Raw genomic sequence first — 26,539 nt, 5'->3', positions numbered from 1 at the left:
TCAGCCGCCCATTGAGCGAGTAGAGGAGGTGCCTGTCGCACTACGCTGCATGCTGGTCTGCTTCGCCACAGATTCACCAAACCCGCCGCGGGTGATGGTGCTGGTGGTCGCAGGCTTCGGCGCCATCGCCGTTTTCGGAACGTTCACGGTGCGGCCAGGGGTCGCTGCGCCGTAGCCTTTGCCGCTGGCATCGGTATATTGACCGTAAGCCGGGCTGGCCGGGTTTTTCGAGCTAAACAGCGGCTGCTGCTGGTAGCCCGCACCGCCGCCCATCAGACGACCCATCATGTAGCCTGCCATCAGCGGCATCCAGAAGCTGCCGCTGGACTGAGCCTGCGCCTGATTTTCAGGTGCGGTGCCTGCCTGAGCCGGTGCCTGCTGGCACTGACCTTCACCAAACTCCGCCACGCAGTCTTCGCGTGAGGCATATTTCGGCGCAGTACGTTCCGCTTCTTTCAGAGCGCTGGTGTAAGCCGTTTTACATTCGGCGGCTTTGCCGGTTGCGGCGGAGCAGTCGTCTGCGTTTTGATACAGCGAAACCGTTTCGTCATTTTTCTCACAGCCTGCCAGCATAAAGACAGCCGTGACCGCCAGCGCAACAGGGGTGAGGTGACGCGCGTTCCAGCTCTTGCGGAACGAAGCGTGATTTATGGATTTTGTCCGTTTCATGTTTGTCTTCCAGGACCCAGTGGTAATAACGCTCAGGATAGAGGATGAGTGGTTGAAAATGAAGCGAAGAGGGGCGGAATCAGGGGGATCTTTACGTTGGCTTACGTTCGGATGTGATTCAGATGCGCCCCTTTCCCTGTGGGAGAGGGGCGGGGTGGAGGGCATCAGGCCGCAGTGGGCCTGATAACACTCTTAGTTACGGAACGGATTATTGCCTTTGCTGGCGGATGTAGTGGTACGCGCAGCGGCCGGCTGTGCCGCAGGGGTGCTACTGTTAGCGTTGAAGTTATCAACCGCGGCAACCTGCTCCGGGTTCTCCGGCGCAACGCTGTCCGGAGAGGTGGAGACCGGTTTGCCCAGCGCGCTGTTCAGCATCTGCAGGTCTTGCTCGTTCAGCGTACCCAAAGCCTGTTTGATGTTCAGCTGGTTAATCAGGTACTGGTAACGCGCGCTTGAGAGCTGCTGTTTCGCGTTGTACAGCGTGGTGGTCGCGTCGAGCACGTCCACGATAGTACGTGTACCGACCGAGTAGCCCGCTTCCATCGCATCCAGAGAGCTCTGCGCAGACACAACGGCCTGTTTATAGGCGTTGATGCTGCTGATCGAGGCGTTCACGTTGTTGAAGGAGGAACGTACGGTCTGCACCACGTTGCGGTGGGCGCTTTCCAGCTGCTCGCTCGCGCCAACAAAGTTGTACTGCGCCTGTTTCACCTGAGAGTTGACCTGACCGCCCTGATACAGTGGCAGGGAGAAGCTCAGACCCACTTTATTCTGACCCATATTGCTGTCGTCATACTGGGACGTATTGGTTTTAGAGCCGCTATAGGACGTATCAGAGACACCGGTAGACGCGCTCAGGCTCAGGGTTGGCAGATGGCCGTCCTGCGCCTGACGAATTTGCTCGCGGGCCAGGTCCTGGCTCAGACGCGCCTGCAGCAAACTCAGGTTGCGGTTTTCCGCCTCTTTCAGCAGGGCGTTAACGGCCTGCGGTTTATCCGTTTTAAAGCTGTCCACGTTCAGCGACGCCAGCTCAGGATAGTAATTCCCGGTGACCTGACGCAGGGATTCCAGCGCGTTGTCGAGGTTGTTACGCGCGGTCACTTCGTTAGCCAGCACGGTGTCGTACTGTGAACGGGCGTTCTGCACGTCGGTGATCGCGACCAGGCCCACGTTGAAACGCTGGGTAGTTTGATCTAACTGGCGGTAAATCGCCTGTTTCTGCGCTTCGGTGTAGGAGAGTGCGTCAATCGCGCTCAGCACGTTGAAGTACGCCGTGGCGGTGTTTAGGATCAGCGTCTGCTGGTCGGTCTGATAGGTCACATCCTGGATACCCGCGCTCTTTTCCTGCAGGGTCAGGGCGCGCCATTTGGACATATCAAACAGCGTCTGTGTCAATTGCAGTGAGGCGCTGGTAGCATTGGAGTTTACGCCGTTAGCGTCGCGGAAACCGTTGCTGTAGGTATAATCTGCACCTAAACCTAACTGTGGCAGCAAGGGGCTACGCGCTTCGTTAATCTTTTCAAACGCAGCATCACGATCGGCCGCTGATTTACGTAAATCAGGGTTGCCCAGACGTGCCTGCTGGTAGACCTGTAACAGGTTTTCCGCCTGGCTCATTGCACTGAAGCCCGTCAGGCTCAGGCCGATAAGGATGGGGAGCAATTTCTTCATTTGCATTCCTTGTTGTGAAGCAGTATTAGCGCTGATCTAATTAAAAAATAATTGCCGATTCTAACAGAATCTTCCATACCAAAAGGTTGGCGTAACGTGCCATCTGGCGGTAATTTGCACCAATCTACCATATAGCCTTACAAACGGCAGCCAAACAGCCTTGAAATTCACAATTTCATCACCATTGCTACCAGGACTCGACTCATGCAAAAACCAGAAAAGTTGCCCGTGACATTCGCCAAAAACGATGTAGAAATTATTGCACGAGAAACGCTTTATAGCGGTTTTTTTTCAATGGATCTTTACCGTTTCAGGCATCGCCTGTTTAACGGGGAAATGAGCGGCGAAATCAGACGCGAAATTTTTGAGCGCGGGCATGCGGCAGTCTTGCTACCCTTTGACCCAGTGCGTGACGAAGTTGTGCTGGTGGAGCAGATCCGCATCGCCGCTTATGACGTCAGTGAGAGCCCGTGGCTGCTGGAGATGGTGGCCGGGATGATCGAAGAAGGTGAGTCTGTTGAAGACGTCGCCCGTCGCGAGGCGCTGGAAGAGGCCGGACTGGTGGTGGGCCGTACAAAACCGGTGCTGAGCTATCTGGCAAGCCCGGGCGGTACCAGCGAGCGCTTGTCCATAATGGTGGGCGAAGTGGACGCCACGACGGCGGAAGGGATCCACGGTCTGGCAGATGAAAACGAAGATATTCGGGTTCATGTGGTGAGCCGGGAACAGGCTTATCAGTGGGTAGAAGAGGGGAAAATCGACAACGCAGCGTCTGTCATCGCCCTGCAATGGCTGCAGCTGCATTATCAGACATTACGAAACGAGTGGAAAAAATGAAGCGCTATACGCCTGACTTCCCAGAAATGATGCGCCTGTGCGAAACCAATTTCGCACAATTGCGCCGCCTGCTGCCGCGAAACGACGCACCCGGCGAAACGGTAAGCTATCAGGTGAGCAACGCGCAGTATCGGTTAACGATAACAGAATCAACGCGCTACACTACGCTGGTGGAGATTGAGCAAACGGCACCCAGCATTAGCTACTGGAGCCTGCCGTCGATGACGGTGCGCCTCTATCACGACGCGATGGTCGCTGAAGTGTGTTCAAGCCAGCAGATCTTTCGCTTCAAGGCGCGGTATGATTACCCGAATAAAAAGTTGCATCAACGCGACGAAAAGCATCAAATTAACCAGTTTTTAGCCGACTGGCTAAGATATTGTTTAGCACATGGAGCAATGGCGATTCCGGTTTGTTAGCGTCATAAACCTACCTAAGGACACCATTTGGAAAGCCTGTTGAACCTGACTGTTGCTGGTGGGGCGCCAGTCAGGATATTACAAATCACCGATACCCACCTTTTTGCCGAAAAGCATGAAACGCTACTGGGGGTCAACACCTGGGAGAGTTATCAGGCGGTACTTAGCGCCATTCACGCTGAAAACCGTGCATGCGATCTGATTGTCGCAACGGGCGATCTGGCGCAGGATCAGTCCTCCGCGGCCTACCAGCATTTTGCTGAAGGCATCGCGAGCTTTAGCGTGCCTTGCGTCTGGCTGCCGGGAAACCATGACTTCCAGCCCGCCATGTACAGTTCTCTCCAGGATGCGGGGATTTCTCCGGCGAAATGTGTTTTTGCGGGTGAACAGTGGCAGATCCTGCTGCTCGATAGCCAGGTGTTTGGCGTCCCGCACGGTGAGTTAAGCGAGTTTCAGCTCGACTGGCTTGAGACCAAACTGGCTGCTGAACCTGAACGTCACACGCTGCTGTTGCTTCATCATCATCCTCTGCCGGCGGGCTGCAGCTGGCTCGATCAGCACAGCCTGCGCAACTCCGCAGCGCTGGATCGCGTGCTGGCGAAATTCCCACGGGTGAAAAATCTGCTGTGTGGACATATTCATCAGGAACAGGATCTCGACTGGAACGGACGCCGCATGCTGGCGACGCCGTCGACCTGCGTTCAGTTTAAGCCGCACTGCGCCAACTTTACGCTGGATACCATCGCGCCAGGCTGGCGCTGGCTGGAACTGCATGCCGACGGCACGCTGACCACGGAAGTCTGCCGTTTGACCGGTGCAAAATTCCGCCCGGATACCGCTTCAGAAGGCTATTGATGTCTACGCTCCTTTATCTGCACGGATTCAACAGCTCGCCGCGCTCTGCAAAAGCGACACAGTTTCGCCAGTGGCTGAGCGAGCATCACCCCGACGTTGAGATGATTATCCCGCAGCTGCCGCCTTACCCGGCAGAGGCCGCGGAGATGCTGGAATCTATTGTGCTTGCGCACGGCGGCGAAACCTTCGGTGTGGTCGGTTCATCCCTGGGCGGGTACTACGCCACCTGGCTCTCACAATGCTTCATGCTGCCCGCCGTTGTGGTTAATCCGGCGGTACGGCCATTTGAGCTGCTGAGGGACTTTCTTGGCGAAAACGAGAACCCCTACACCGGGCAGCAATATGTGCTAGAGTCACGCCATATTTACGATCTCAAAGTTATGCAGGTCGACCCGCTTGAGGCACCGGATCTCATCTGGCTGCTGCAACAGACGGGTGATGAAGTGCTGGATTACCGCCAGGCAGTGGCGTATTACGCCTCCTGCCGCCAGACTATAGAAGAGGGCGGAAACCATGCTTTCACGGGCTTTGAGAATCATTTCACCCAGATTGTCGATTTTCTTGGACTGCACAGCCACTGACAATCAATGCGAATTGCTAGTTTAAATCATGACGCAAACCTATAACGCTGATGCCATTGAGGTCCTCACCGGGCTTGAGCCGGTTCGCCGCCGCCCGGGGATGTACACCGATACGACGCGCCCAAACCATCTGGGCCAGGAAGTTATTGATAACAGTGTGGACGAAGCGCTGGCGGGCCATGCCAAACGCGTTGACGTCATTCTGCACGCCGATCAGTCGCTGGAAGTCATCGACGACGGGCGCGGCATGCCGGTGGATATCCATCCGGAAGAGGGCGTGCCTGCCGTTGAGCTGATCCTCTGTCGTCTGCACGCGGGCGGTAAGTTCTCCAACAAGAACTACCAGTTCTCCGGTGGTCTGCACGGCGTGGGCATTTCCGTGGTGAACGCCCTGTCCAAACGCGTGGAAGTGAACGTCCGTCGCGACGGTCAGGTGTACAACATCGCGTTTGAAAACGGCGATAAGGTGCAGGATCTGCAGGTTGTCGGCACGTGCGGCAAACGCAACACCGGTACCAGCGTCCACTTCTGGCCTGACGAAAGCTTCTTCGACAGCCCGCGTTTTTCCGTTTCTCGCCTGACGCACCTGCTGAAAGCCAAAGCGGTGCTGTGTCCGGGCGTGGAAATCACCTTTACCGATCACGTTAACAATACCGCACAAACCTGGTGCTACGCCGACGGTCTGAACGATTACCTGTGCGAAGCGGTAAACGGCCTGCCGACGCTGCCGGAAAAACCGTTTGTCGGTAACTTTAGCGGCGATACCGAAGCCGTGGACTGGGCGCTGCTGTGGCTGCCGGAAGGCGGCGAGCTGCTGACCGAAAGCTACGTCAACCTGATCCCAACCATGCTCGGCGGTACCCACGTCAACGGCCTGCGTCAGGGGCTGCTGGACGCGATGCGTGAGTTCTGCGAATACCGCAATATTCTGCCGCGCGGCGTGAAGCTGTCGGCGGAAGATATCTGGGATCGCTGCGCCTACGTGCTCTCCGTGAAGATGCAGGATCCGCAGTTTGCCGGTCAGACCAAAGAGCGCCTGTCGTCACGTCAGTGCGCGGCGTTCGTTTCCGGCGTGGTGAAAGATGCGTTTACCCTGTGGCTGAACCAGAACGTGCAGGCAGCAGAGATGCTGGCCGAAATGGCCATTTCCAGCGCCCAGCGTCGTCTGCGCGCCGCAAAGAAAGTGGTGCGTAAAAAGCTGACCAGCGGCCCTGCGCTGCCGGGCAAGCTGGCGGACTGTACCGCGCAGGATCTCAACCGTACCGAGCTGTTCCTCGTGGAAGGGGACTCGGCGGGCGGATCGGCCAAGCAGGCGCGCGATCGTGAATATCAGGCGATCATGCCGCTCAAGGGTAAGATCCTGAACACCTGGGAGGTCTCTTCTGATGAAGTGCTGGCCTCGCAGGAAGTGCACGATATTTCGGTGGCGATCGGCATCGATCCGGACAGCGACGATCTGAGCCAGCTGCGCTATGGCAAGATCTGTATCCTCGCGGATGCGGACTCCGATGGTCTGCACATCGCCACGCTGCTGTGCGCGCTGTTCGTGAAGCACTTCAAAACGCTGGTGAAAAATGGTCACGTCCACGTGGCGCTGCCGCCGCTCTACCGTATCGACCTCGGCAAAGAGGTTTACTACGCGCTGACGGAAGAAGAGAAAGCGGGCGTCCTGGAACAGCTGAAGCGCAAGAAGGGCAAACCGAACGTGCAGCGCTTTAAAGGGCTGGGCGAGATGAACCCGATGCAGCTTCGCGAAACGACGCTGGATCCGAACACGCGCCGTCTGGTGCAGCTGACGATCAGCGATGAAGACGAGCAGCAAACCAACGCCATGATGGATATGCTCCTTGCCAAGAAACGTTCGGAAGACCGACGTAACTGGCTGCAGGAGAAAGGCGATATGGCGGATATTGAGGCCTGATGCCCTCACCCTAACCCTCTCCCGCCGGGAGAGGGAATGGATCGTAGGCCCGGTAAGCGTTAGCGCCACCGGGCTTTTTTACATCAAAACTCCATCTTCACCGTAAACTGCACTTCGCGCGGATCGCCAATCTGGTTGCCCAGGTTGTTGGTCGCAATCGACGACGTGTAGTAGGTCTTATCAAACAGATTTTTCACGTTCACCTGCAGCGTCACCGGATACTGTAGCTTCATCTTGTACGCCGCAAACGCGTCCGCCACGAAATAGCCCGGCAGATAATAATCCGCACCGTTGGTTGCTGAGCGACGGCTTACGCCGTGCCCGCCGCCGCCCAGCGTCAGGGTATTCCCGGCAAACGCATTGTGAATATCGTAGGTCAGGAACAGGGAGCCGGTATGGCGCGGCACGTTCGGCAGCGGTTTGCCCGCATAGTCCGGATCTTCCAGAACCTTCGCGTCGGTATAGCCGTAGCTGGCGATAATGTTGGTGTTCTCGGTCAGCGACCCGGCGAGATCCACCTCCACGCCCTGCGAGCGCACGCGGCCCGCTGTTTTGGCGACGGTTTCATCACCCACGCTTTCTGTGTACAGCACGTTGCGCTTGTGGATATCAAACAGCGCAATATTGGCGGTAATGCCGTCGAACAGGTCAAACTTAGCGCCTATTTCATACGCGTTTGACGTTTCCGGCGGCAGGTCACCAATGTAGCTCGCAATGGACGACTGCGGCATAAACGTCTGGGAATAGTTGGCAAACAGCGAGACCGCCGGGGTGAGCTTATAAACAAGACCCAGCTTCGGCGTCCACTGGTCGTCGCGGCTGTCGGTGTTCACGTTAAACGGACGGCCTTTCCCCGCGTACTGGGTGTAATACTGATAGCGCATTCCGGCGACGGCGATCCACTTATCGGTCAGGTACAGCGCGTCCTGCGCGTAGGCGGAGTAGCTTTCCTGCTTAATGGTTTGATCGCTGTCGGATGCCGAGACGGTGGTGCACTTGCCGAGGCTGCCGTAGCTCGGGTGGTAAATATTGAAGTCCTTAACGTTCTTACAGCGGATCATATCCGTACGCAGCAGATCGTAATTCTCATACGACACGCCGGTCAGGATCTCATTGTAAAAGCCCGCGATGTCCACGTTCCCCTGCAGATCCGCTCGCGTCGTGTGCATACGCTGGGTCGAGCCCTGGGTCGCATCCACGCGGCGGGTCAGGTTGCCGGTTTTTGAATCGTAGGCCATCACGCGGGCCTGGTTATCGCTGTATTTATCCTGGCTGTAGCTGTAGTCGAACTTCGCGGTCCACTGGCTGTTAAGGCGATACTCCGCGTTGAGCTGAGCGAGATCGGACTGTCCGTCGGTCACGTTAAACGGTTCGTCGAAGCGGGTTTTGCGATCGACGTTGACGGCTTTTTTAGTGTTGAGATCGAAGATCGTTCCGCGATCGAACGGCGTTTTATAGTCGCGATGCGAATAGAGCACGGTCACGGTGGCATCGTCGCCGAACCAGGTCAGCGACGGGGCAATAAAGGTGCTGCGTTCGTTGCCGAAATTACGCCAGTAATCCTCGTCCTGATATTCGCCCGTCAGGCGATACGCCAGGCGCGTGCCGTCAATCGGGCCGGTAACATCAACCTGTCCGGTGCCGCCGCCAAAGCTGGACGAGGTAGCGGAAAGGGAACCGCCGAAGGTCTTCTCCGGGCGTTTGGTGACGACGTTAATCAGGCCGCCCGGATCGAGAATGCCGTAGAGCGTCGAGGCCGGGCCTTTCAGCACCTCCACGCGCTCGGTTGCAGCATTAAAGCTGCGCGGCAGCACGGTGCGCAGGCCGTTGGTCATGATCGAGCCGTCGCGGTTCGCGCCAAATCCGCGGCGCACAAAGGCATCCTGCGTGCCGCCCAGGGTGTTGGTCTGCACCACGTTGCTGACGTTATAGAGCGCTTCATCCAGCGTGGTGGCATGCTGATCCGCCAGCACTTTGTCGCTGACGGTATTGACCACCTGCGGGATGTCCAGCATCGGCATGTTGGTTAACGTCGCGGTGGAGGTATTCAACGGCTGATAGCCATTCGTGGCCTCCGCCGTCGTATTTGGATCGGCGGTGACGGTAAGCGTTTCGCCGTCTTTAGTCGCGGTGTTATCTGCTGCCTGCACCAGCGGCGCCATAAACAGCAGTGAAAAGAGCGCGCGCCCTTTTACCCCAGAGAGTGAAGGTGTGAACGTAGCCATTACATCTGTTATCCCGAAATATCCCGCGAATGACGTTTCGCGGAAAAATGTGTGAGTCATTGCCCTTTACGGTCTGTCCGTTAGCCACGGTGGGCATCGGACATGTAATTGAGAATCATTCAATCATGCGCGAATGTAGTAGTAAATGGAAAAAAGAAAAAATCGACTACAACGTTTAGCCGGGCGTATAAGCGCAGCGGGATGATTATTAATTTATTGAATTAAATGCTTTTTAAAGTCATTCCTTGTTCATTTTTCCTCAGGCTTACCCCTGGTTTTATCAGGGTGTTTCTTCTCTTGACTACTACATGGCGCAGCGTCAAACTCTCAAAAGAGAATGATTTTTATTTATATTTGTTGCGCTTTTTTATTACGTTGGCATTCACGTGGCTCACAACACAAAAAAACCGGGACTGGTTCTGAAGAACCTCTCTGCGGGCTATCAGAAAAAAATCATCGTTGATGATATCTCCCTTGCGATCCCTCAGCAGAAAATGACCGTGCTGGTAGGGGCGAACGGCTGCGGAAAATCCACGCTGCTGAGCACCATTGCGCGTTTGCTTCAGCCGCTTGGCGGCGCGGCAGTTCTCGACGGCAAGGCGATCCACGAGCAGCCGACCAAAGCCGTCGCCCGCCAGCTGGGTATCCTGCCGCAGTCTCCGCTGCTCCCGGAAGGGTTGACCGTCTTTGAGCTGGTCTCGCGCGGGCGTTTTCCCTGGCAGAACTTTATGCGCCAGTGGAGCGACGAGGACGAGCTGGCGGTGGAAGAGGCCCTGCGCCTGACCGGCACGGCGGAGTTTGCCCATATGCCGGTGGAAAGCTTATCCGGCGGCCAGCGTCAGCGCTGCTGGATCGCCATGGCGCTGGCGCAGCAAACGCCGTATATCCTGCTTGACGAGCCCACGACGTTTCTCGATCTCCGCTATCAGGTGGAGATCCTGGAACTGCTGCACACCCTGACCCGCCGGCACGGGCGTACCGTCGTGGTGGTGCTGCACGATCTCAACTTCGCCGTAAACTACGGCGATTCGCTGGTCTTTTTACGCCAGGGGAAAGTTGAAGGCGTATTGCATGAGGGCGATGCCTGTACGCCGGAGCTGATTAAAGCGGTGTTTGATGTGGACGTGCATATGTCCATAAACCCGTTGACCGGCAAGCCGTTCTTTATGCCGTTTCGCCAGGGCCCTGTTCAGCCATGATGCGCTCCTCTCTGGCCTTCCCGATCTTCGCTTTGCTGCTGGCGCTGGGCGCGATTATGCATTTGGGCATCGGCGCACGCTTCATCGCCCCGCAGACGGTGGTGGAGGCATTCTTCCATTTCGATCCGCGCAATTTCGACCATAACGTCATTATCAAATTAAGACTGCTGCGCCTCTGCGCCGCGATGGTGACGGGCGCCGCGCTCGGCGTGGCGGGCGTGCTGCTGCAGTCCGTGATCCGCAACCCGCTCGGCGAGCCGCATATTCTGGGGCTCAACGCCGGGGCCGCGCTGGCGGTCGTGATTACCAGCGCGCTTGGGCTGTCGCTGCCGTTTGGGCGCCCGCTCGTTGCCGCCGCCGGTGCCGCCGCGCTGTTTTTGCTGGTGCTGATGTTCTCCTCGTCCGGTCGCACCGGGCTTACGCCGATGAAGGTCACGCTGTGCGGCGTGGCGATGTCGGCGTTTGCCTCGTCGATTACCGCCGCGGTGTTAATTCTCGATGAACAGACGCTGCTCGCCATGCGCACATGGCTGGCAGGGGGCCTGGCCGGGATCAACGTGCAGACGCTCCGGAGCGCCCTTTGGGCTGCAACAGCCGGTTTTGTTCTCGCCATCGGGCTGTCGCCCTCGCTCAACATGCTGGCGCTGGGAGACCGAATGGCGCAGGGGCTTGGCGTGTCGCTGCTGAAAACCCGCCTGCTTGCCCTGCTGGCCATCGCGCTGCTCTGCGGCGCGGCCGTCTCAATTGCCGGGCCGATTGGCTTTATCGGGCTGGTCGTGCCGCAGCTCATTCGCCGTCTGGTGTCGGTGGATTTACGCGTTATGGTGCCGCTGTCTGCCCTGTGTGGCGCGCTGGTTCTGCTGCTGGCGGATATCGCCGCCCGCACGCTGTTTACGCCCTGGGAGCTGGCAACCGGCATCATGACGGCCCTGGTCGGCGCACCCGTATTCATCTTTATGGCATCGAGGATGTTCAAATGAACCGGGCCGGATTCCGCGCGATCCGTATTGGCCGTTTATCGGCGCTGGTTCGCCCGAGGGCGCTGGCCTGCCTGACGCTTTTAGCGCTGGTGGCGTTAAGCCTGCTGGGCTTTGGCCTGACGCACGGTTCTCTGCCTGTTCCCATCTCCGCCATCGGGCGCGCGCTGTTTTCTCCTGAGAGCCTGACGGCGGAGACGCGCTACATCGTGATGGATATCCGCCTGCCGCGCCTGCTGATGGCGGTGCTGTGCGGCGCGATGCTCGGCATGGCGGGGGCGGCAATGCAGTCCATCACCCGCAATGGTCTGGCCGATCCCGGGCTTATTGGCGTGAAGGAGGGCTGTAGCGCGGCGGTACTGCTGCTGATTTTTCAGTTCCCGGCGCTGGGCCTGGCCTGGCGTCCGCTGGTCGGCATGGCCGGCGGGCTGCTTACCGCGCTGCTGGTTATCGGCCTGGCGCGCGATATCTCGCGCCCGCGGTTCATCCTGATCGGCATCGGCGTGTCGTGGGCGTTTGCCGCCGCAATGGGCGTCTTTATCACCACCGCCGACGTGCGGGACGTGCAGACGGCGATGCTGTGGCTGGCGGGAAGCCTGCATGCGGCAAACTGGACGCTGGTGGGGTTAGCCGCGCTCTGGGCTGCCCCCGCGTTTGCGCTGCTGCTGTTTACCGCACGGGCTGCGGACGTGGCGTTGCTTGGCAATCAGGCCGCCGCGGGCCTTGGCGTACGCACAACCCGGCTGGCGCTGCTGCGGGTTCTCGCCCCGGTGGTGCTGACGGCGGCCTGCGTCTCGTGCGTGGGCAGTATTGGTTTCGTGGGGCTTATTGCCCCGCATATGGCGCGCCTGCTGCTGCGCGGTGGGCAAACCGCGCTCCTGACGGGAAGCGCCGTGCTGGGCGCGCTGCTGGTGCTGCTGGCGGATAACGTCGGACGTCTGGCGTTCCTCCCGCTGCAGCTGCCGGCGGGAATTGTGATTTCATTGATTGGCGGACCGTTTTTCCTGCTGCTGCTCTGGCAGCGTCGGGACAGATTTTAGGAGACTAGGATGCGCGTAGTGTTTTCGATGCTGTTGCTGGTGGGGTTCGCGGTGGGTGCGGCGGAGCCGACGCAGACGTTTACTGACGATCTGAACCGAAAAGTGGTGGTGCCGGTTCATCCGAAACGGATTGTCTCTTTACACGATCTGGATATCACCATTCCGCTGATTGAGCTTGGCGTGCCGCCGGTGGCAAGCCATGGCCGCACGCGGCCGGACGGCAGCCACTTTCTGCGCTCCAGCGGCATGTTGACCGGCGTCGACTTCGATAATTCCGACATTACATTTATCGGCACGGCCGATATCGACATTGAAGCCATCGCCGCCGCAAAGCCTGACCTGATCGTTACCGAGCCGACCCGTAACACCCCGGTGGAACAGCTGGCGAAAATTGCCCCGACGGTGAGCATCGATCATCTCGACGGCGGCGCGCCGGAGATCTACCGCAAGCTGGCTCAGCTGACGGGAACGCAGGCGCGGCTCAAGGTTCTGGAGCGGCGCTATCAGGAGCAGATTAAGGCCCTGAAGGCGACAATTGATACCAGCAAGGTGACCGTGTCCGTGATTCAGGCGAATCAGGGAAAGATTAATGCCATGCACAGCTACCACTCGCTGGGCCGCGTGTTGCGCGACGCCGGATTCACCTTCCCGCCGCTGATTGAGTCCATCCCGGACGGAGGGCGCATCGACGTCAGCGCCGAGCGCCTGCCGGAGCTGGATGCCGATTTCGTCTTCGCCACCTGGCGCGGGGATACGGGCGGTAAACCGCAGGACGAGCTGGCGGCGATGGATGCGGTCATGCCGGGCTGGTGTCAGTTCCTGAATGCCTGCAGAACCGGGCATTACGTGCTGATCTCGCGTGAAGAGGCCATCTCGAATTCGTACGCCTCGTTAGGGCTGATGGCCGCGCAGGTGCAGTCGCAGATTGCCGGGCGTCCGCTGCCGGAGGCGTCACGGTGATCCGCAAAGAGAAAGGGCGCGTGGATGTCTATGGCGACCGCTTTCGCGCGCGTGCGCATCAGCTGACGCCGCGTCTGCTGCAGGTTGCACGCTATATCCATGACAACCGCGAAGCGGTGATGGAACAGACCGCAATGGAGATCGCGACGCTGTTGAAAACCTCGGATGCCACGGTGGTCCGCGCCATTCAGGCGCTGGGTTTCGCCGGGCTGCGCGATCTCAAGCAGACGCTGGAGCAGTGGTTTGGTCCGGTGGTCACCTCCAGCGAAAAGATGTCCACCACGGTGAATACGCTCGCCAGCGACGTCAACGCGAGCATTGATTTCGTGCTGGAGGGGCATCAGCATACCTGCGAGGTGTTATCCGAGCCCCACAACCGCTACGCGATGGCCCAGGCGGTCTCTCTGCTGGCGCAGGCGAGGCAGGTTGCCATATTTGGCATTGGCGCCTCCGGCATTCTGGCCGAGTACACCGCCAGGCTGTTCAGTCGCATGGGGTTACCCGCCACGCCGCTTAACCGTACCGGGATAGGGCTTGCCGAGCAGCTGATTGCGCTTCAGCGCGGCGACGTGCTGGTGATGATGGCGCAGAAATCCGCGCACCGGGAGGGGCAAACCACGCTGCGTGAAGCAAAACGTCTGGGCATTCCAACTATATTGCTGACCAACGCCCTCGATTCGCGTTTCAGCAAGGAGGCCAGCGTGGTGATCCACGTTCCGCGCGGCGGCGAAAAAGGCAAAATCCCGCTCCACGGCACGGTGCTGCTGTGTCTGGAGATGATCATCTTATCCGTCGCCTCCACCGAGCCGCAGCGCACCATCAAGTCGATGAAGCGCATCAACGAGCTACACCGTGGGTTAAAGCCGGGGAAGAAAAGCACCTAAAAACAAAGCCCGGTAGCGCTGACGCTCACCGGGCCTGGATCTGTTCTCCCTCTCCTTTCGGGAGAGGGCGGGGGAGGGGAAACTTAAACCCCTTGCTCCAGAATGCGGATGTGGGTTTCCAGCACGTCACCCTTAACCGCGTCGCTCCACGCTTTCATGTGCGCGGTCTGCAGGTGCGCTTCAAGATGCGCGACGGTTTCCCACTGCTCAACCATGATGATCGAGTCTGGCGCGGTCGCCTGGAAGCTGGCGTCAGTGGCGGCATCCACCATCGGCGCGTAGCCGTGGCAGCCTTCTTCTTTCAGTACGGTCGGGATAATTTTCGCGAACTGATCCAGCACCGCCTGGCGGTGATGTTGACCTGGACGAGTACGGATTTCTGCGATTACGGTAAGCATGTTTACTACTCCTTTAATTCCAGGCTACCAGTTAAGCAAAAATTTCCGCGAGATGCTTGCGATATTCTGCGATATAGCTCGGGACGTCAGGCATTTTAATCACGTCGTTGACGATAAAGGTCGGCAGCGGATCCATGCCCAGGAACTGGTTAGCCTTGTGGAACGGCAGGTACGCGCCGTCGACGCCCACGCCTTCGAAGAACTGTTCTTTATCGGTGAAGGCTTCCAGCGGGGCGTTCCAGGTCAGCGAGAGCATATATTTTTTGCCCTGAATCAGGCCGCCCGAGCCGTATTTTTTGGAGGCGTCAGAGCGGGTGCGGCCATCGCTGGCATACAGCGAGCCGTGACCTTCGGTGAACACGTCGTCCATGTATTTTTTCACGGTCCACGGCGCGCCCATCCACCAGCCTGGCATCTGCCAGATCACCACGTCAGCCCACAGGAAGTTCTGCACTTCGGCCTTCACGTCATAACTGCTGTCTGCACGCACGACCTTAATATCATGCCCGGCGTCGCGCAGGAAACCGTCCGCGACCTCGGTCAGGGTGTCATTCAGCTGGCCTTTAGAGTGCGCAAATTCTTTTGCACCGTTGATAATCAGGATGTTGCTCATTATTTGTCCTCGATGATGAGAGTATGGCCAGTATTCTACGCGCGAGGACGGTGCGGTAAAATGAGCAAAATGTGCAAAGTCTTTTGCGTTAAACGCAATAATCCCTTACCAGCTGACCTTCACTTCAAAACCGCCTTCAGGGGCATTGCCCAGCGAAACGCGCATCCCGTGCAGGGCGGCGATGCGTTTTACAATGGATAACCCCAGCCCGCTGCCCGTGGCATCCTGACCCGGCGGGCGATAAAAGCGCTCGCCGATGCGCGCCAGCGCGTCCGGTGAAATGCCTGGGCCGTTGTCGCGCACGGTAAAGCCACGCGCGTCCAGCGTTACGTCCACCACGCTGCCGCGCGGGCTGTAGCGAATCGCGTTATCCAGCAGGTTGCGCACCAGCAGGCTCAGGAGCAGCTGCTGGCCCGTGCGTGTCACCTCTGGTGCATGGATGTTCAGGCGAATATCAATGCCCGCCTGCTGCGCCGGATACCAGATATCCAGCACGGCCGACTGCAGCAAGTCGGCCAGGGGAATCGGTTCGACATCGTCAAGGTTATCCAGCGAGTCCAGACGCGACAGCGTGAGGAGCTGATCCACCAGCCGGGAAGCGCGGTCGATGCCCGCATGCAGCTGCGTCAGCGCCTTTTCCCGCGCCTGCGGATCGTCATGAGAGAGCTGGGCCACGTCAGTTTGCACCTTCAGGGCCGCCAGCGGGCTGCGCAGCTCGTGGGCGGCATCGGACGTAAAGCGGCGCTCGCGGGTCATCATCTCCTGGGTGCGCGCGAAGAGATGATTCAGCGAGTCGAGCAGGGGGCGTACTTCCGTAGGAAGGCCCTCGGTCGGCAGTTTATCGGTGGCATCCGGCGAGCGGGAGCGCAGGGTCTGCGCCAGCTTTTTCAGCGGCTTCAGCTCCCGACTCAGGAGGACGATCAGCAGCAGCAACATCACGGGCAGCGCCACCAGCCAGGGGGTCAGCTGCGAGCTGACCACGTCCAGCGCCATCTCCTGGCGGTACTCCCATTCCTGGCCGACCACTACGCGGTACTTCCCGTCGGATGAGGTTAGCCATAAAAAACGCCACTCGTCGTTGTCGCCCTGCAGCTGCCCGTTATCGAACCCGTCGCGGCGATAGTGGTACGGAATATCGCGTCCGTTTTCACCGTCGTTGAGGAGCATTTTGCCGTCGACGGCGTAAATGGCGAAAGCCAGCGCGTCGTCGTCCAGACGACCGTGCTTCACTTTTTTCGGGATCTCGCGCATGCGTTCGGGGGCGCGGATCTCGTCCAGATCCATCGTCAGCAGCCGTTTAGCAAACAGCATCTGCTGGGTATCGAACAGCTTGTCGAGCTTGTGGGTCGTCTGCTGCCAGGCAACCAGGCTGGCGGCAAACCAGGCCGTCAGAGACAGAAGTAAAAAGAGAAGCGTCAGGCGCAGCTTCAGGCTCAGTTTCATGCGTCACCCAGGGTATAGCCGATGCCGTGCACGGTGCGGATAAACTCGCTCCCAAGCTTGCGGCGCAAATGATGGACGTGAACCTCGATGGCGTTGCTGGAGACGTCGTCGTCCCAGGTATAGAGTTTTTCCTCGATCAGCTTTCGCGGCAGCACCCGACCGGTGTTACGCATTAACAGCTCCAGCAGCGCGAACTCTTTCGGCTTGAGCGTCAGCGGCTCACCGTCCAGCGTGGCGATGAGACGGCTCGGATCGAGCGTGACCTTCCCGTGACGCAGCTCGCTACGCGCCTGGCCGTGGCTGCGGCGGACCAGCGCTTCGAGGCGGGCACCCACTTCGATCAGCGCGAACGGCTTACAGAGATAATCATCCGCGCCAAGACGTAGCCCTTCGACGCGCTGGTTAAGCGCATCCCGCGCCGTCAGAATCAGTACCGGCTCGCTGCGCCCGCTCTCGCGCCACGCGCGCAGGATGTCCAGACCGTCAATTTCCGGCAGCGTCAGATCCAGCACCACGGCATCATAGGGTGCAGAAGACAGCGCGGCCTGGCCGGTTTTACCGTCGGTAAACCAGTCCACGCTAAAACCCATTTTGCTCAACCCCGCCTTGATACCGTCGCCGATTAACCTGTCGTCTTCTACCAGTAAAATGCGCATGTTCCCTCCTTGATGTCGTCAGTAAACCCTCTGTAAGCGCCTGCTGTACAGCAATAATAAATAAATTTTTCCCTTAAGAAGTTGTTAAGGATTACCCTGTTAAATGGACTGCGAAACGACATTAAAGGGAGAGATGAAGATGAAAAAATTCGCTGCAATTGCTGCCATCATGATGATGACCACCGCGCCGGTCTTTGCTGCTCAGGGCGGTTTTACTGGCCCATCGGCCACACAGACCCAGACGCAAACTCAGCAGGGCGGTTTTGTCGATAACAACGCCAACCTCACCACTGCGGCAAAAGTGAAAGACCTGAAGGACGATGCCTGGGTGAAGCTGCGCGGGAACATCACCGAGCGCCTGTCCGATGACCGCTACACCTTCCGCGATGAGTCCGGCACGGTCGTAGTTGAGATTGACCACAAGCGCTGGAACGGCGTGACCGTCACTCCGCAGGATAAAGTTGAACTGCAGGGTAAAGTCGATAAAGACTGGAACGAGTTTGAAATCGACGTGAAGCAGGTTATTAAGCTGAACAAATAACCCGAAATGGGCCGCCTGTGCGGCCCTTTTTCTTTGTGACTCAATTCATCAGATGAGGTAGTATCTGCGGCAATATTGCCTGAAACCCTTCGGTTTCTGAGTTGAGGAATCACACGTAATGAGCGATATGGCAGAGCGCCTCGCGCTACATGAATTCACGGAAAACGCCTACCTGAACTACTCCATGTACGTCATCATGGACAGGGCGTTGCCGTTTATCGGGGATGGCCTGAAGCCCGTTCAGCGCCGCATCGTGTATGCGATGTCCGAACTGGGGCTGAACGCCACCGCCAAGTTTAAGAAATCCGCCCGTACCGTCGGTGACGTACTGGGTAAATACCATCCGCACGGCGACAGCGCCTGTTATGAAGCGATGGTGCTGATGGCGCAGCCGTTCTCTTACCGCTATCCGCTGGTGGACGGGCAGGGGAACTGGGGTGCGCCGGACGATCCGAAATCCTTCGCGGCGATGCGTTATACCGAATCCCGTCTCTCTAAATATGCCGAAGTGCTGCTGGGCGAGCTGGGTCAGGGAACCGTTGACTGGGTGCCAAACTTCGACGGTACGATGCAGGAGCCGAAGATGCTGCCTGCGCGTCTGCCGAACATCCTGCTGAACGGTACCACCGGTATCGCGGTCGGTATGGCGACGGACATTCCGCCGCACAACCTGCGTGAAGTGGCGAAAGCCGCCATTACCCTGATTGAGCAGCCGAAAGCGACGCTCGACGAGCTGCTGGATATCGTGCAGGGGCCAGATTTCCCGACCGAAGCCGAGATCATCACCTCGCGCGCGGAAATCCGCAAAATCTACCAGAACGGTCGCGGCTCCGTGCGTATGCGCGCGGTGTGGAATAAAGAGGACGGCGCCGTGGTGATCACCGCGCTGCCGCATCAGGTTTCCGGTGCCAAAGTGTTGGAGCAGATCGCCTCCCAGATGCGCAATAAAAAGCTGCCGATGGTGGACGACCTGCGCGACGAATCGGATCACGAAAACCCGACCCGTCTGGTGATCGTGCCGCGCTCCAACCGCGTGGACATGGAACAGGTGATGAACCACCTGTTCGCCACCACCGATCTGGAAAAAAGCTACCGCATCAACCTGAACATGATTGGCCTCGACGGACGCCCGGCGGTGAAAAACCTGCTGGAGATCCTCACCGAATGGCTGACGTTCCGCCGCGATACGGTCCGCCGTCGTCTGAACCATCGTCTGGAGAAAGTGCTTAAGCGCCTGCATATCCTCGAAGGTTTGCTGGTGGCGTTCCTCAATATCGACGAAGTGATTGAGATCATCCGTACCGAGGACGAGCCGAAGCCGGCGCTGATGTCGCGCTTTGGCATCAGCGAAACCCAGGCCGAAGCGATCCTCGAACTGAAGCTGCGCCATCTCGCCAAACTGGAAGAGATGAAGATCCGCGGCGAGCAGAACGAGCTGGAAAAAGAGCGCGATCAGCTGCAGGCGATCCTCGCGTCCGAGCGCAAGATGAACACCCTGCTGAAGAAAGAGCTGCAGGCCGATGCAGACGCCTTCGGCGACGACCGTCGTTCTCCGCTGCACGAGCGCGAAGAAGCGAAGGCCATGAACGAGCACGACATGCAGCCGTCCGAGCCGGTGACCATTGTTCTGTCGCAGAGCGGCTGGGTGCGTAGCGCCAAAGGCCACGATATCGACGCGCCGGGGCTGAGCTACAAGGCGGGCGACAGCTTCAAAGCGGCGGTGAAAGGCAAGAGCAACCAGCCGGTGGCGTTTATCGACTCCACCGGCCGCAGCTACGCCATCGACCCGATTACGCTGCCTTCCGCGCGCGGGCAGGGCGAGCCGCTCACCGGCAAGCTGACGCTGCCGCCGGGGGCGACGGTTGACCATATGCTGATGGAAGCCGATGACCAGAAGCTGCTGCTGGCGTCCGATGCGGGCTACGGCTTTATCTGTACCTTTAACGACCTGGTCTCCCGTAACCGTGCCGGTAAGGCGCTGATTAGCCTGCCGGACAACGCCCACGTGATGGCGCCGCTGGTGATCGAGAACGAAAGCGACATGCTGCTGGCGATCACCACCGCCGGACGTATGCTGATGTTCCCGGTCAGCGATCTGCCGGAACTGTCGAAAGGCAAGGGCAACAAGATCATCAACATCCCGTCGGCGGAAGCCGCGAAAGGCGAAGATAGCCTGGCGCACCTCTTCCTCCTGCCGCCGCAGAGCACGCTGACCATTCACGTCGGCAAGCGTAAGATCAAGCTTCGTCCGGAAGAGCTGCAGAAAGTGGTGGGTGAGCGCGGTCGCCGCGGCTCGCTGATGCGCGGACTGCAGCGCATCGACCGCGTGGAGATTGACTCTCCTGCACGCAGCACCGCGGGTGACAGCGAAGAGTAATGTCGTGATATCCCCCTCTGCCCGGAGGGGGAGTTTCAATAAAATTTCCCGTAAAATCGTTGTTAATTCGTGCGTTGCGATTAACAATACGCGCTCGTAATAAAGTCCTTACCTGGCCACAGGTGAAGTATAATTGTCAGCTGTTGGGGCTTCAGAGGTCGCTATGCTATATATTGTTCGTCTTATTCTTACCGTTATCTACTGCATTCTGGTCTGTATTTTCGGCTGCATCTATTGCCTGTTCAGTCCGCGTAATCCTAAGCATGTTGCCACCTTCGGCCATATGTTCGGTCGCCTTGCGCCGCTGTTTGGTCTGAAGGTTGAAAAACGTCTGCCTGAAGGGGCGGAGAATTTCGGTAACGCCATCTATATCGCCAACCATCAGAACAATTACGATATGGTGACCGCCGCAAATATCGTTTTGCCACCGACCGTGACGGTGGGGAAAAAAAGCCTGCTGTGGATCCCGTTTTTTGGCCAGCTGTACTGGCTGACCGGTAACCTGCTGATCGACCGTAACAACCGTGCGAAAGCGCACAGCACCATTGCGGAAGTGGTCAATCATTTTAAAAAGCGCAGAATCTCAATCTGGATGTTCCCGGAAGGAACGCGCAGCCGCGGCCGCGGCCTGCTGCCGTTTAAAACCGGTGCGTTTCATGCCGCAATTGCGGCAGGTGTTCCAATTATTCCTGTGTGCGTTTCCAATACTTCGAATAAGATTAATCTTAACCGCCTGAATAACGGGCTGGTGATTGTCGAAATGCTGCCACCCGTCGATACCAGCAAATACGGTAAAGACCAGGTGCGCGAGCTGGCAGCGCACTGCCGTGAGCTGATGGCTCAGCATATTGCGCAGCTCGACAAAGAAGTCGCAGAGAGAGAAGCCGCCGGTAAGATTTAATCCGGCGTTGAAGGGAAAACGAATTCCCGCGTTGTTAGTCGTTTCAGATGGAGCTTATATGTCACTCAGTCGGCGTCAGTTTATTCAGGCTTCCGGGATCGCCGTTTGTGCGGGTGCGATGCCGCTGACAGCCAGCGCCGCCGGGCAGCAACAGCCGCTGCCCATTCCGCCATTAATTGAATCCCGTCGCGGTCAGCCGCTTTTCCTGACGCTGCAGCGTAGCCACTGGTCCTTTACCCAGGGGACGCGCGCGCCGGTCTGGGGCATTAACGGACGTTACCTTGGGCCGACCATACGCGTGTGGAATGGCGATGACGTAAAGCTCATCTACAGTAACCGTACCCCTGAAAATGTCGCCATGACCATCAGCGGCCTGCAGGTGCCTGGCCCGTTAATTGGCGGCGCGGCGCGAATGATGTCTCCCAGCGCCGACTGGGCGCCCGTTCTGCCGATTCGCCAGAGCGCGGCCACCCTGTGGTATCACGCCAACACGCCTAACCGCACGGCGCAGCAGGTTTATAATGGCCTGGCCGGAATGTGGCTGGTGGAAGATGAGGTCAGCAAATCCCTGCCGATCCCGAACCACTACGGCGTGGATGACTTCCCGGTTATCATCCAGGACAAGCGTCTGGATAATTTCGGTACGCCGGAATACAGCGAGCCGGGCAGCGGTGGCTTTGTCGGCGATACGCTGCTGGTCAACGGCGCGCAAAGCCCGTATGTGGAAGTTTCGCGCGGCTGGGTGCGCCTGCGTCTGCTCAACGCGTCTAACTCGCGCCGCTATCAGCTGCAAATGAGCGATGGCCGTCCGCTGCACGTGATCTCCGGCGACCAGGGCTTTTTACCGGCGCCGGTTTCCGTCAAACAGCTGGCGCTCTCGCCGGGCGAACGTCGTGAAGTTCTCATTGATATGACCAATGGGGATGAAGTGTCTGTCACCTGCGGTGAAGCGGCCAGCATTGTGGACCGCATTCGCGGGTTCTTTGAACCGTCGAGCATTCTTGTCTCGACTCTGGTTCTGACCCTGCGCCCGACCGGTCTGCTGCCGCTGGTGACCGATAGCCTGCCAATGCGTCTGCTGCCGCAGGAGATCATGAGCGGCTCGCCGGTGCGTAGCCGTGATATCAGCCTGGGCGACGACCCGGGCATCAACGGCGCGCTGTGGGACGTCAACCGCATCGACATTACCGCGCAGCAGGGCACCTGGGAGCGCTGGACGGTCCGTTCAGATATGCCGCAGTCGTTCCATATTGAAGGGGTGGCATTCCTGATCCGCAACGTCAACGGCGCGATGCCGTTCCCGGAAGACCGCGGCTGGAAAGATACCGTCTGGGTGGACGGCCAGGTTGAACTGCTTGTCTATTACGGTCAGCCTTCGTGGCCGCACTTCCCGTTCCTGTTCCACAGCCAGACGCTGGAGATGATGGACAGGGGCTCCGTGGGGCAGATGCTGATCAACCCTGCGCCATAATCCTGTCATTCCCGGTTCGCCGGGAATGGTTTATGCCCGCCAGAAAAAGCGCGAGAACAGAATCAGCACCGGATAAATTTCCAGACGCCCCAGGATCATCGCCGCGCACATCAGCAGTTTTGCCCCCTCGGTTAACGTGCCGAACGTCGACGCCGTCTCGCCAAACCCCAGCCCCATGTTGTTGATGCAGGCGGCAACCGTTGCGAATGCGGTAAACAGGTCGTAGCCCATCAGGTTGAGCGACCAGACAAAAAAGCCTGTGATCATGACGTAGAGAAAAAAGAAGCTCCATACCGAGCGCAGGACGCGTTCATTCACCACGCTTTTGCCCACCTTAATGCTCAGCAGCGCTCTCGGATGCGCCAGCTGGTTCATCTCCTGAATACTCTGCTTGAACATAATGAGAAAACGCAGGGCTTTGATCCCGCCGCAGGTCGAGCCTACGCAGCCGCCAAAAAAGCTGGCGCTCAACAGCAGGAAGATGGTGTGTGCGGGCCATTGGGCATAGTCGGCTGTCGAAAGGCCGTTATCGGTCATCATCGAACTGGCAAGGAAGAAGGCGTGCACCAGGCTATCCGTGGCGTTGTACGTCCCGGCATGCCAGACCTGCCAGGCGGTGATGACAATAATCACCGCGGCGGCGCTCAGAAAGAATTTAACCTCCGGGCTGCGGCGAATCGGTTTCAGGGTGCGTCTGACAATGGCGACGTACCAGAGGGTGAAGTTGAACGCGGAGAGCAGTGAAAACGCCCCGGCGACCAGCTCAATCGCGTGGCTGTCATAAAACCCAATGCTCTCGCTGCGGGTGGAAAATCCGCCCAACGACACGGTCGACAGCCCGTGACAGAGGGCGTCAAAAAATGACATTCCCGCCAGCCAGTAGGCCAGGGTGCAGGCCACGCCCAGCGCGAAGTAGGTCACCCACAGCGTGCGCGCGGTATCGGCAAGGCGGGGAGTCAGACGCTCCTCTTTGAACGGCCCCGGCATCTCTGACTGATAGAGCTTCATGCCGCCGATGCCCAGCAGCGGCAGGACCGCGACGGCCAGCACGATGACGCCTAACCCGCCAATGAAATTCAGCTGTGCGCGGTAATAAAGGTACGACTTGGGCAGGGCGCTGACGTCCCCGATGACCGTTGCCCCGGTGGTGGTGATCCCGGAAACCCCTTCAAAGAGCGCGTCGGCAAAGGAGAGCTGTAGCCCATCATCCATCCAGAGCGGCATGGCGCTAATGAATGAAAACAGCAGCCAGAACAGCACGATAATCACAAACCCGTCGCGGGTGCGAAGCTGTATGCCGGCGTGACGTGTAGCCCGCCAGGTTAGCCCTCCGAGAGTAAAAAAGGTTAAAAAGGTGGTCAGGAAGGCAAAGTAGGTCCGCTCTTTATTCAGCAGGGCGATCACCATCGGCGGCAGCATGGAAAGGCTGTACAGCAGAACCAGAAAACCGCAGAGGTGAAGGACAACCCGCAGCTGGGATACATGTAACGAATCGTTGGGCTTCACGACAGAGCTCCGCGCAATAACACGTTCCGGGGCAACTCACCGGAAAATATAGTGAATATTATGATTCAAAATTATCAGGGCGCCGTATTTTAACGACTTCCCCGAATATCTGCCTGCTTCATGCATCCTTTTCTTCAAATCTGGCGGATGAACAGCGTATAATCCCGCTCCTTTTGTCTATTTTTTCTTCGGAAGCATTATGAGCGCAATTTCCCTGATCCAGCCGGATCGTGACCTCTTCTCCTGGCCCCAGTACTGGGCGGCCTGCTTTGGACCGGCGCCATTCCTGCCGATGTCCCGGGAAGAGATGGACCAACTGGGCTGGGACAGCTGCGACATCATTCTGGTCACGGGCGATGCCTACGTTGACCATCCGAGCTTCGGCATGGCCATCTGTGGCCGTATGCTTGAGGCGCAGGGCTTCCGCGTGGGGATCATCTCCCAGCCTGACTGGAACAGCAAAGACGACTTTATGCGTCTGGGTAAACCGAACCTGTTCTTCGGCGTCACCGCAGGCAACATGGACTCGATGATCAACCGCTATACCGCCGACCGCAAGCTGCGCCATGACGACGCCTACACGCCGGATAACGTGGCGGGTAAACGCCCCGACCGCGCGACCCTGGTCTATACCCAGCGCTGTAAAGAAGCCTGGAAAGACGTCCCGGTGATCCTGGGCGGCATCGAGGCGAGCCTGCGCCGCACCGCGCACTACGACTACTGGTCAGATACCGTTCGCCGCTCGGTGCTGGTGGATTCCAAAGCCGACATGCTGATTTACGGTAACGGCGAGCGTCCGCTGGTGGAAGTGGCGCACCGTCTGTCGCAGGGTGAGCCGGTGAGCAGCATCCGCGACGTGCGCAATACCGCCATCATGGTAAAAGAGGCGCTGCCGGGCTGGAGCGGGGTGGATTCCCGCATCATTGATATGCCGGGCAAAATCGACCCGATCCCGCACCCGTACGGCGAAGATCTGCCGTGTGCCGATAACAAGCCGGTTGAGCCGAAAAAAGCGGAAGCGAAGGCTATCGTTGTGCAGCCGCCGCGCCCGAAACCGTGGGAAAAGACCTACGTGCTGCTGCCGTCCTACGAGAAGGTGAAAGCCGACAAGGTGCTCTACGCGCACGCGTCCCGTATTCTGCACCATGAAACCAACCCGGGCTGCGCCCGCGCGCTGATGCAGAAGCACGGCGAGCGCTTTATCTGGATTAACCCGCCGGCGATCCCGCTCTCCACCGAAGAGATGGACAGCGTCTTTGCGCTGCCGTACAAGCGCGTGCCGCACCCGGCGTACGGTAACGCCCGTATCCCGGCGTATGAGATGATCCGCTTCTCGATCAACATCATGCGCGGCTGCTTCGGCGGCTGTTCGTTCTGCTCCATTACCGAGCACGAAGGGCGTATTATCCAGAGCCGCTCTGAAGATTCGATCATCAATGAGATCGAAGCGATTCGCGACTCGGTGCCGGGCTTTACCGGCGTGATTTCCGACCTTGGCGGCCCAACCGCGAACATGTACATGCTGCGCTGCAAGTCGCCGCGCGCGGAGCAAACCTGCCGTCGCCTCTCCTGCGTCTATCCGAGCATTTGCGAGCATATGGACACTAACCATGAGCCGACGATCAACCTCTACCGCCGCGCGCGGGACCTGAAGGGCATCAAGAAGATCCTGATCGCGTCCGGGGTACGTTACGACATCGCCGTGGAAGATCCGCGCTACATCAAAGAGCTGGCGACGCACCACGTCGGCGGCTATCTGAAGATTGCGCCGGAGCACACCGAGGAAGGCCCGCTGTCGAAAATGATGAAGCCGGGCATGGGCAGCTACGATCGCTTTAAAGAGCTGTTCGATACCTATTCAAAGCAGGCGGGTAAAGAGCAGTACCTGATCCCTTACTTCATCTCCGCGCACCCGGGCACGCGCGATGAGGACATGGTGAACCTGGCGCTGTGGCTGAAGCAGCGTCGCTTCCGCCTGGATCAGGTGCAGAACTTCTATCCGTCACCGCTCGCTAACTCGACGACCATGTATTACACCGGCAAGAACCCGCTGAGTAAGATTGGCTACAAGAGTGAAGAGGTGATGGTGCCGAAAGGGGATAAACAGCGCCGTCTGCATAAAGCGCTGCTGCGCTACCACGATCCGAAAAACTGGCCGCTGATCCGTCAGGCGCTGGAAGAGATGGGTAAAAAACACCTGATCGGCTCGCGCCGCGACTGCCTGGTACCGGCCCCGACGCTGGATGAGATGCGCGAAGCGCGTCGCCAGAACCGCAATACGCGCCCGGCGCTGACCAAGCACACGCCGATTGTGCATCAGCGTTCGAACGGTAATTCGAGTGTGAAGAAGCCCGTGAAGCGCAAAGCGTAAATAAAAAACCCCGGCGAGCCGGGG

At 58.5% G+C, this 26,539-nt stretch carries 23 protein-coding genes; 15 read left to right on the top strand and 8 right to left on the bottom strand.

Annotation, left to right across the window (positions count from 1 at the left end):
- Window positions 1-669, bottom strand: coding sequence for a DUF1190 family protein (locus AC27FC_RS18115; RefSeq protein ID WP_029740695.1), 669 nt, complete (start codon window positions 667-669; stop codon window positions 1-3).
- A gap of 192 nt (window positions 670-861) precedes the next feature.
- On the bottom strand, window positions 862-2,340 hold the full coding sequence (tolC, locus tag AC27FC_RS18110; RefSeq protein ID WP_033146662.1) for an outer membrane channel protein TolC: 1,479 nt from the start codon (window positions 2,338-2,340) through the stop codon (window positions 862-864).
- Window positions 2,341-2,544: 204 nt separating this feature from the next.
- On the opposite strand from tolC, the gene nudF reads away from it, so the two are divergent.
- From nudF to parE, 5 genes are read left to right on the top strand one after another with little or no spacing between them, the layout of a single operon-like run.
- Window positions 2,545-3,177 carry an ADP-ribose diphosphatase gene (gene nudF, locus AC27FC_RS18105; protein ID WP_023333429.1) on the top strand — a complete coding sequence of 211 codons (633 nt, stop codon included), beginning with the start codon at window positions 2,545-2,547 and terminating at the stop codon, window positions 3,175-3,177.
- On the top strand, window positions 3,174-3,596 hold the full coding sequence (locus AC27FC_RS18100; RefSeq protein WP_003862516.1) for a DUF1249 family protein: 423 nt from the start codon (window positions 3,174-3,176) through the stop codon (window positions 3,594-3,596). Before nudF ends, AC27FC_RS18100 begins: the two co-directional genes overlap by 4 nt.
- Window positions 3,597-3,623: 27 nt before the next feature.
- Window positions 3,624-4,451: a 3',5'-cyclic-AMP phosphodiesterase gene (gene cpdA / locus AC27FC_RS18095; protein WP_024906493.1), complete on the top strand. Its 828-nt coding sequence runs from the start codon at window positions 3,624-3,626 to the stop codon at window positions 4,449-4,451.
- Complete coding sequence (gene yqiA, locus AC27FC_RS18090; protein WP_008502976.1) at window positions 4,451-5,032, top strand: esterase YqiA; 582 nt, start codon at window positions 4,451-4,453, stop codon at window positions 5,030-5,032. Before cpdA ends, yqiA begins: the two co-directional genes overlap by 1 nt.
- Before the next feature lie 28 nt (window positions 5,033-5,060).
- A complete protein-coding gene (gene parE / locus AC27FC_RS18085; RefSeq protein ID WP_029740698.1) occupies window positions 5,061-6,953 on the top strand; it encodes a DNA topoisomerase IV subunit B in 1,893 nt (630 codons plus the stop codon).
- 83 nt (window positions 6,954-7,036) lie between these two features.
- Here parE and AC27FC_RS18080 read toward each other — a convergent pair whose 3' ends face one another.
- The gene (locus tag AC27FC_RS18080; RefSeq protein ID WP_094935307.1) at window positions 7,037-9,178 is read right to left on the bottom strand and encodes a TonB-dependent siderophore receptor; all 2,142 of its coding nucleotides are present in this window, start codon (window positions 9,176-9,178) and stop codon (window positions 7,037-7,039) included.
- Window positions 9,179-9,564: 386 nt separating this feature from the next.
- On the opposite strand from AC27FC_RS18080, the gene AC27FC_RS18075 reads away from it, so the two are divergent.
- The 5 genes from AC27FC_RS18075 to AC27FC_RS18055 are packed head-to-tail and all read left to right on the top strand — an operon-like array spanning window position 9,565 to window position 14,238.
- Complete coding sequence (locus AC27FC_RS18075) at window positions 9,565-10,377, top strand: ABC transporter ATP-binding protein (protein ID WP_094935308.1); 813 nt, start codon at window positions 9,565-9,567, stop codon at window positions 10,375-10,377.
- On the top strand, window positions 10,374-11,357 hold the full coding sequence (locus AC27FC_RS18070; RefSeq protein ID WP_196355084.1) for a FecCD family ABC transporter permease: 984 nt from the start codon (window positions 10,374-10,376) through the stop codon (window positions 11,355-11,357). The genes AC27FC_RS18075 and AC27FC_RS18070 overlap by 4 nt, the downstream gene beginning before the upstream one ends.
- Complete coding sequence (locus tag AC27FC_RS18065; RefSeq protein ID WP_094935309.1) at window positions 11,354-12,394, top strand: FecCD family ABC transporter permease; 1,041 nt, start codon at window positions 11,354-11,356, stop codon at window positions 12,392-12,394. Before AC27FC_RS18070 ends, AC27FC_RS18065 begins: the two co-directional genes overlap by 4 nt.
- Window positions 12,395-12,403: 9 nt before the next feature.
- Complete coding sequence (locus AC27FC_RS18060) at window positions 12,404-13,354, top strand: iron-siderophore ABC transporter substrate-binding protein (RefSeq protein WP_094935310.1); 951 nt, start codon at window positions 12,404-12,406, stop codon at window positions 13,352-13,354.
- A complete protein-coding gene (locus AC27FC_RS18055) occupies window positions 13,351-14,238 on the top strand; it encodes a MurR/RpiR family transcriptional regulator (RefSeq protein WP_033146656.1) in 888 nt (295 codons plus the stop codon). The genes AC27FC_RS18060 and AC27FC_RS18055 overlap by 4 nt, the downstream gene beginning before the upstream one ends.
- Window positions 14,239-14,321: 83 nt before the next feature.
- Here the strand turns inward: AC27FC_RS18055 and AC27FC_RS18050 are convergent, their stop codons facing one another.
- The 4 genes from AC27FC_RS18050 to qseB all read right to left on the bottom strand — a co-directional run bounded on the left by AC27FC_RS18050 (window position 14,322) and on the right by qseB (window position 17,348).
- The gene (locus AC27FC_RS18050) at window positions 14,322-14,636 is read right to left on the bottom strand and encodes a putative quinol monooxygenase (RefSeq protein ID WP_008502984.1); all 315 of its coding nucleotides are present in this window, start codon (window positions 14,634-14,636) and stop codon (window positions 14,322-14,324) included.
- 31 nt (window positions 14,637-14,667) lie between these two features.
- Complete coding sequence (locus AC27FC_RS18045) at window positions 14,668-15,249, bottom strand: NAD(P)H-dependent oxidoreductase (RefSeq protein ID WP_094935311.1); 582 nt, start codon at window positions 15,247-15,249, stop codon at window positions 14,668-14,670.
- Window positions 15,250-15,354: 105 nt separating this feature from the next.
- Complete coding sequence (gene qseC, locus AC27FC_RS18040; protein ID WP_487160253.1) at window positions 15,355-16,692, bottom strand: quorum sensing histidine kinase QseC; 1,338 nt, start codon at window positions 16,690-16,692, stop codon at window positions 15,355-15,357.
- Window positions 16,689-17,348, bottom strand: a complete 660-nt coding sequence (gene qseB, locus AC27FC_RS18035) for a quorum sensing response regulator transcription factor QseB (RefSeq protein ID WP_094935313.1) — start codon at window positions 17,346-17,348, stop codon at window positions 16,689-16,691. The genes qseC and qseB overlap by 4 nt, the downstream gene beginning before the upstream one ends.
- A gap of 139 nt (window positions 17,349-17,487) precedes the next feature.
- Here qseB and AC27FC_RS18030 point away from each other — a divergent pair, with 139 nt between their 5' ends.
- The 4 genes from AC27FC_RS18030 to ftsP all read left to right on the top strand — a co-directional run bounded on the left by AC27FC_RS18030 (window position 17,488) and on the right by ftsP (window position 22,638).
- Window positions 17,488-17,889, top strand: coding sequence for a YgiW/YdeI family stress tolerance OB fold protein (locus AC27FC_RS18030; RefSeq protein ID WP_023309189.1), 402 nt, complete (start codon window positions 17,488-17,490; stop codon window positions 17,887-17,889).
- Window positions 17,890-18,007: 118 nt separating this feature from the next.
- Window positions 18,008-20,266 (top strand): DNA topoisomerase IV subunit A, encoded by a 2,259-nt coding sequence (parC, locus tag AC27FC_RS18025; protein WP_047650119.1) that lies wholly within the window; start codon window positions 18,008-18,010, stop codon window positions 20,264-20,266.
- A 163-nt stretch (window positions 20,267-20,429) separates the two neighbouring features.
- Window positions 20,430-21,167, top strand: a complete 738-nt coding sequence (plsC, locus tag AC27FC_RS18020; protein WP_023333413.1) for a 1-acylglycerol-3-phosphate O-acyltransferase — start codon at window positions 20,430-20,432, stop codon at window positions 21,165-21,167.
- Window positions 21,168-21,225: 58 nt separating this feature from the next.
- Window positions 21,226-22,638: a cell division protein FtsP gene (ftsP, locus tag AC27FC_RS18015; RefSeq protein ID WP_196355083.1), complete on the top strand. Its 1,413-nt coding sequence runs from the start codon at window positions 21,226-21,228 to the stop codon at window positions 22,636-22,638.
- A 30-nt stretch (window positions 22,639-22,668) separates the two neighbouring features.
- Here the strand turns inward: ftsP and AC27FC_RS18010 are convergent, their stop codons facing one another.
- On the bottom strand, window positions 22,669-24,144 hold the full coding sequence (locus tag AC27FC_RS18010; RefSeq protein WP_094935315.1) for a TrkH family potassium uptake protein: 1,476 nt from the start codon (window positions 24,142-24,144) through the stop codon (window positions 22,669-22,671).
- A 199-nt stretch (window positions 24,145-24,343) separates the two neighbouring features.
- On the opposite strand from AC27FC_RS18010, the gene AC27FC_RS18005 reads away from it, so the two are divergent.
- A complete protein-coding gene (locus tag AC27FC_RS18005; protein WP_487160252.1) occupies window positions 24,344-26,515 on the top strand; it encodes a YgiQ family radical SAM protein in 2,172 nt (723 codons plus the stop codon).
- Window positions 26,516-26,539: the final 24 nt, after the last annotated feature.

It is taken from the genome of Enterobacter sp. C3_dUdeg, assembly GCF_057536195.1.
Note: the sequence above shows the minus strand (reverse complement) of the source record. Positions and strands in the feature narration are given on the sequence as shown.

Excerpts from the sequence above, each read along its gene's own strand:
- yqiA (WP_008502976.1), top strand. The coding sequence starts at position 4,451 with ATGTCTACGCTCCTTTATCTGCACGGATTCAACAGCTCGCCGCGCTCT.
- plsC (WP_023333413.1), top strand. The coding sequence starts at position 20,430 with ATGCTATATATTGTTCGTCTTATTCTTACCGTTATCTACTGCATTCTG.
- AC27FC_RS18115 (WP_029740695.1), bottom strand. The coding sequence starts at position 669 with ATGAAACGGACAAAATCCATAAATCACGCTTCGTTCCGCAAGAGCTGG.
- AC27FC_RS18045 (WP_094935311.1), bottom strand. The coding sequence starts at position 15,249 with ATGAGCAACATCCTGATTATCAACGGTGCAAAAGAATTTGCGCACTCT.
- AC27FC_RS18080 (WP_094935307.1), bottom strand. The coding sequence starts at position 9,178 with ATGGCTACGTTCACACCTTCACTCTCTGGGGTAAAAGGGCGCGCGCTC.
- AC27FC_RS18100 (WP_003862516.1), top strand. The coding sequence starts at position 3,174 with ATGAAGCGCTATACGCCTGACTTCCCAGAAATGATGCGCCTGTGCGAA.
- qseB (WP_094935313.1), bottom strand. The coding sequence starts at position 17,348 with ATGCGCATTTTACTGGTAGAAGACGACAGGTTAATCGGCGACGGTATC.
- nudF (WP_023333429.1), top strand. The coding sequence starts at position 2,545 with ATGCAAAAACCAGAAAAGTTGCCCGTGACATTCGCCAAAAACGATGTA.
- AC27FC_RS18030 (WP_023309189.1), top strand. The coding sequence starts at position 17,488 with ATGAAAAAATTCGCTGCAATTGCTGCCATCATGATGATGACCACCGCG.
- AC27FC_RS18065 (WP_094935309.1), top strand. The coding sequence starts at position 11,354 with ATGAACCGGGCCGGATTCCGCGCGATCCGTATTGGCCGTTTATCGGCG.
- tolC (WP_033146662.1), bottom strand. The coding sequence starts at position 2,340 with ATGAAGAAATTGCTCCCCATCCTTATCGGCCTGAGCCTGACGGGCTTC.
- AC27FC_RS18050 (WP_008502984.1), bottom strand. The coding sequence starts at position 14,636 with ATGCTTACCGTAATCGCAGAAATCCGTACTCGTCCAGGTCAACATCAC.
- parC (WP_047650119.1), top strand. The coding sequence starts at position 18,008 with ATGAGCGATATGGCAGAGCGCCTCGCGCTACATGAATTCACGGAAAAC.
- qseC (WP_487160253.1), bottom strand. The coding sequence starts at position 16,692 with ATGAAACTGAGCCTGAAGCTGCGCCTGACGCTTCTCTTTTTACTTCTG.
- AC27FC_RS18070 (WP_196355084.1), top strand. The coding sequence starts at position 10,374 with ATGATGCGCTCCTCTCTGGCCTTCCCGATCTTCGCTTTGCTGCTGGCG.
- AC27FC_RS18060 (WP_094935310.1), top strand. The coding sequence starts at position 12,404 with ATGCGCGTAGTGTTTTCGATGCTGTTGCTGGTGGGGTTCGCGGTGGGT.
- AC27FC_RS18005 (WP_487160252.1), top strand. The coding sequence starts at position 24,344 with ATGAGCGCAATTTCCCTGATCCAGCCGGATCGTGACCTCTTCTCCTGG.
- ftsP (WP_196355083.1), top strand. The coding sequence starts at position 21,226 with ATGTCACTCAGTCGGCGTCAGTTTATTCAGGCTTCCGGGATCGCCGTT.
- parE (WP_029740698.1), top strand. The coding sequence starts at position 5,061 with ATGACGCAAACCTATAACGCTGATGCCATTGAGGTCCTCACCGGGCTT.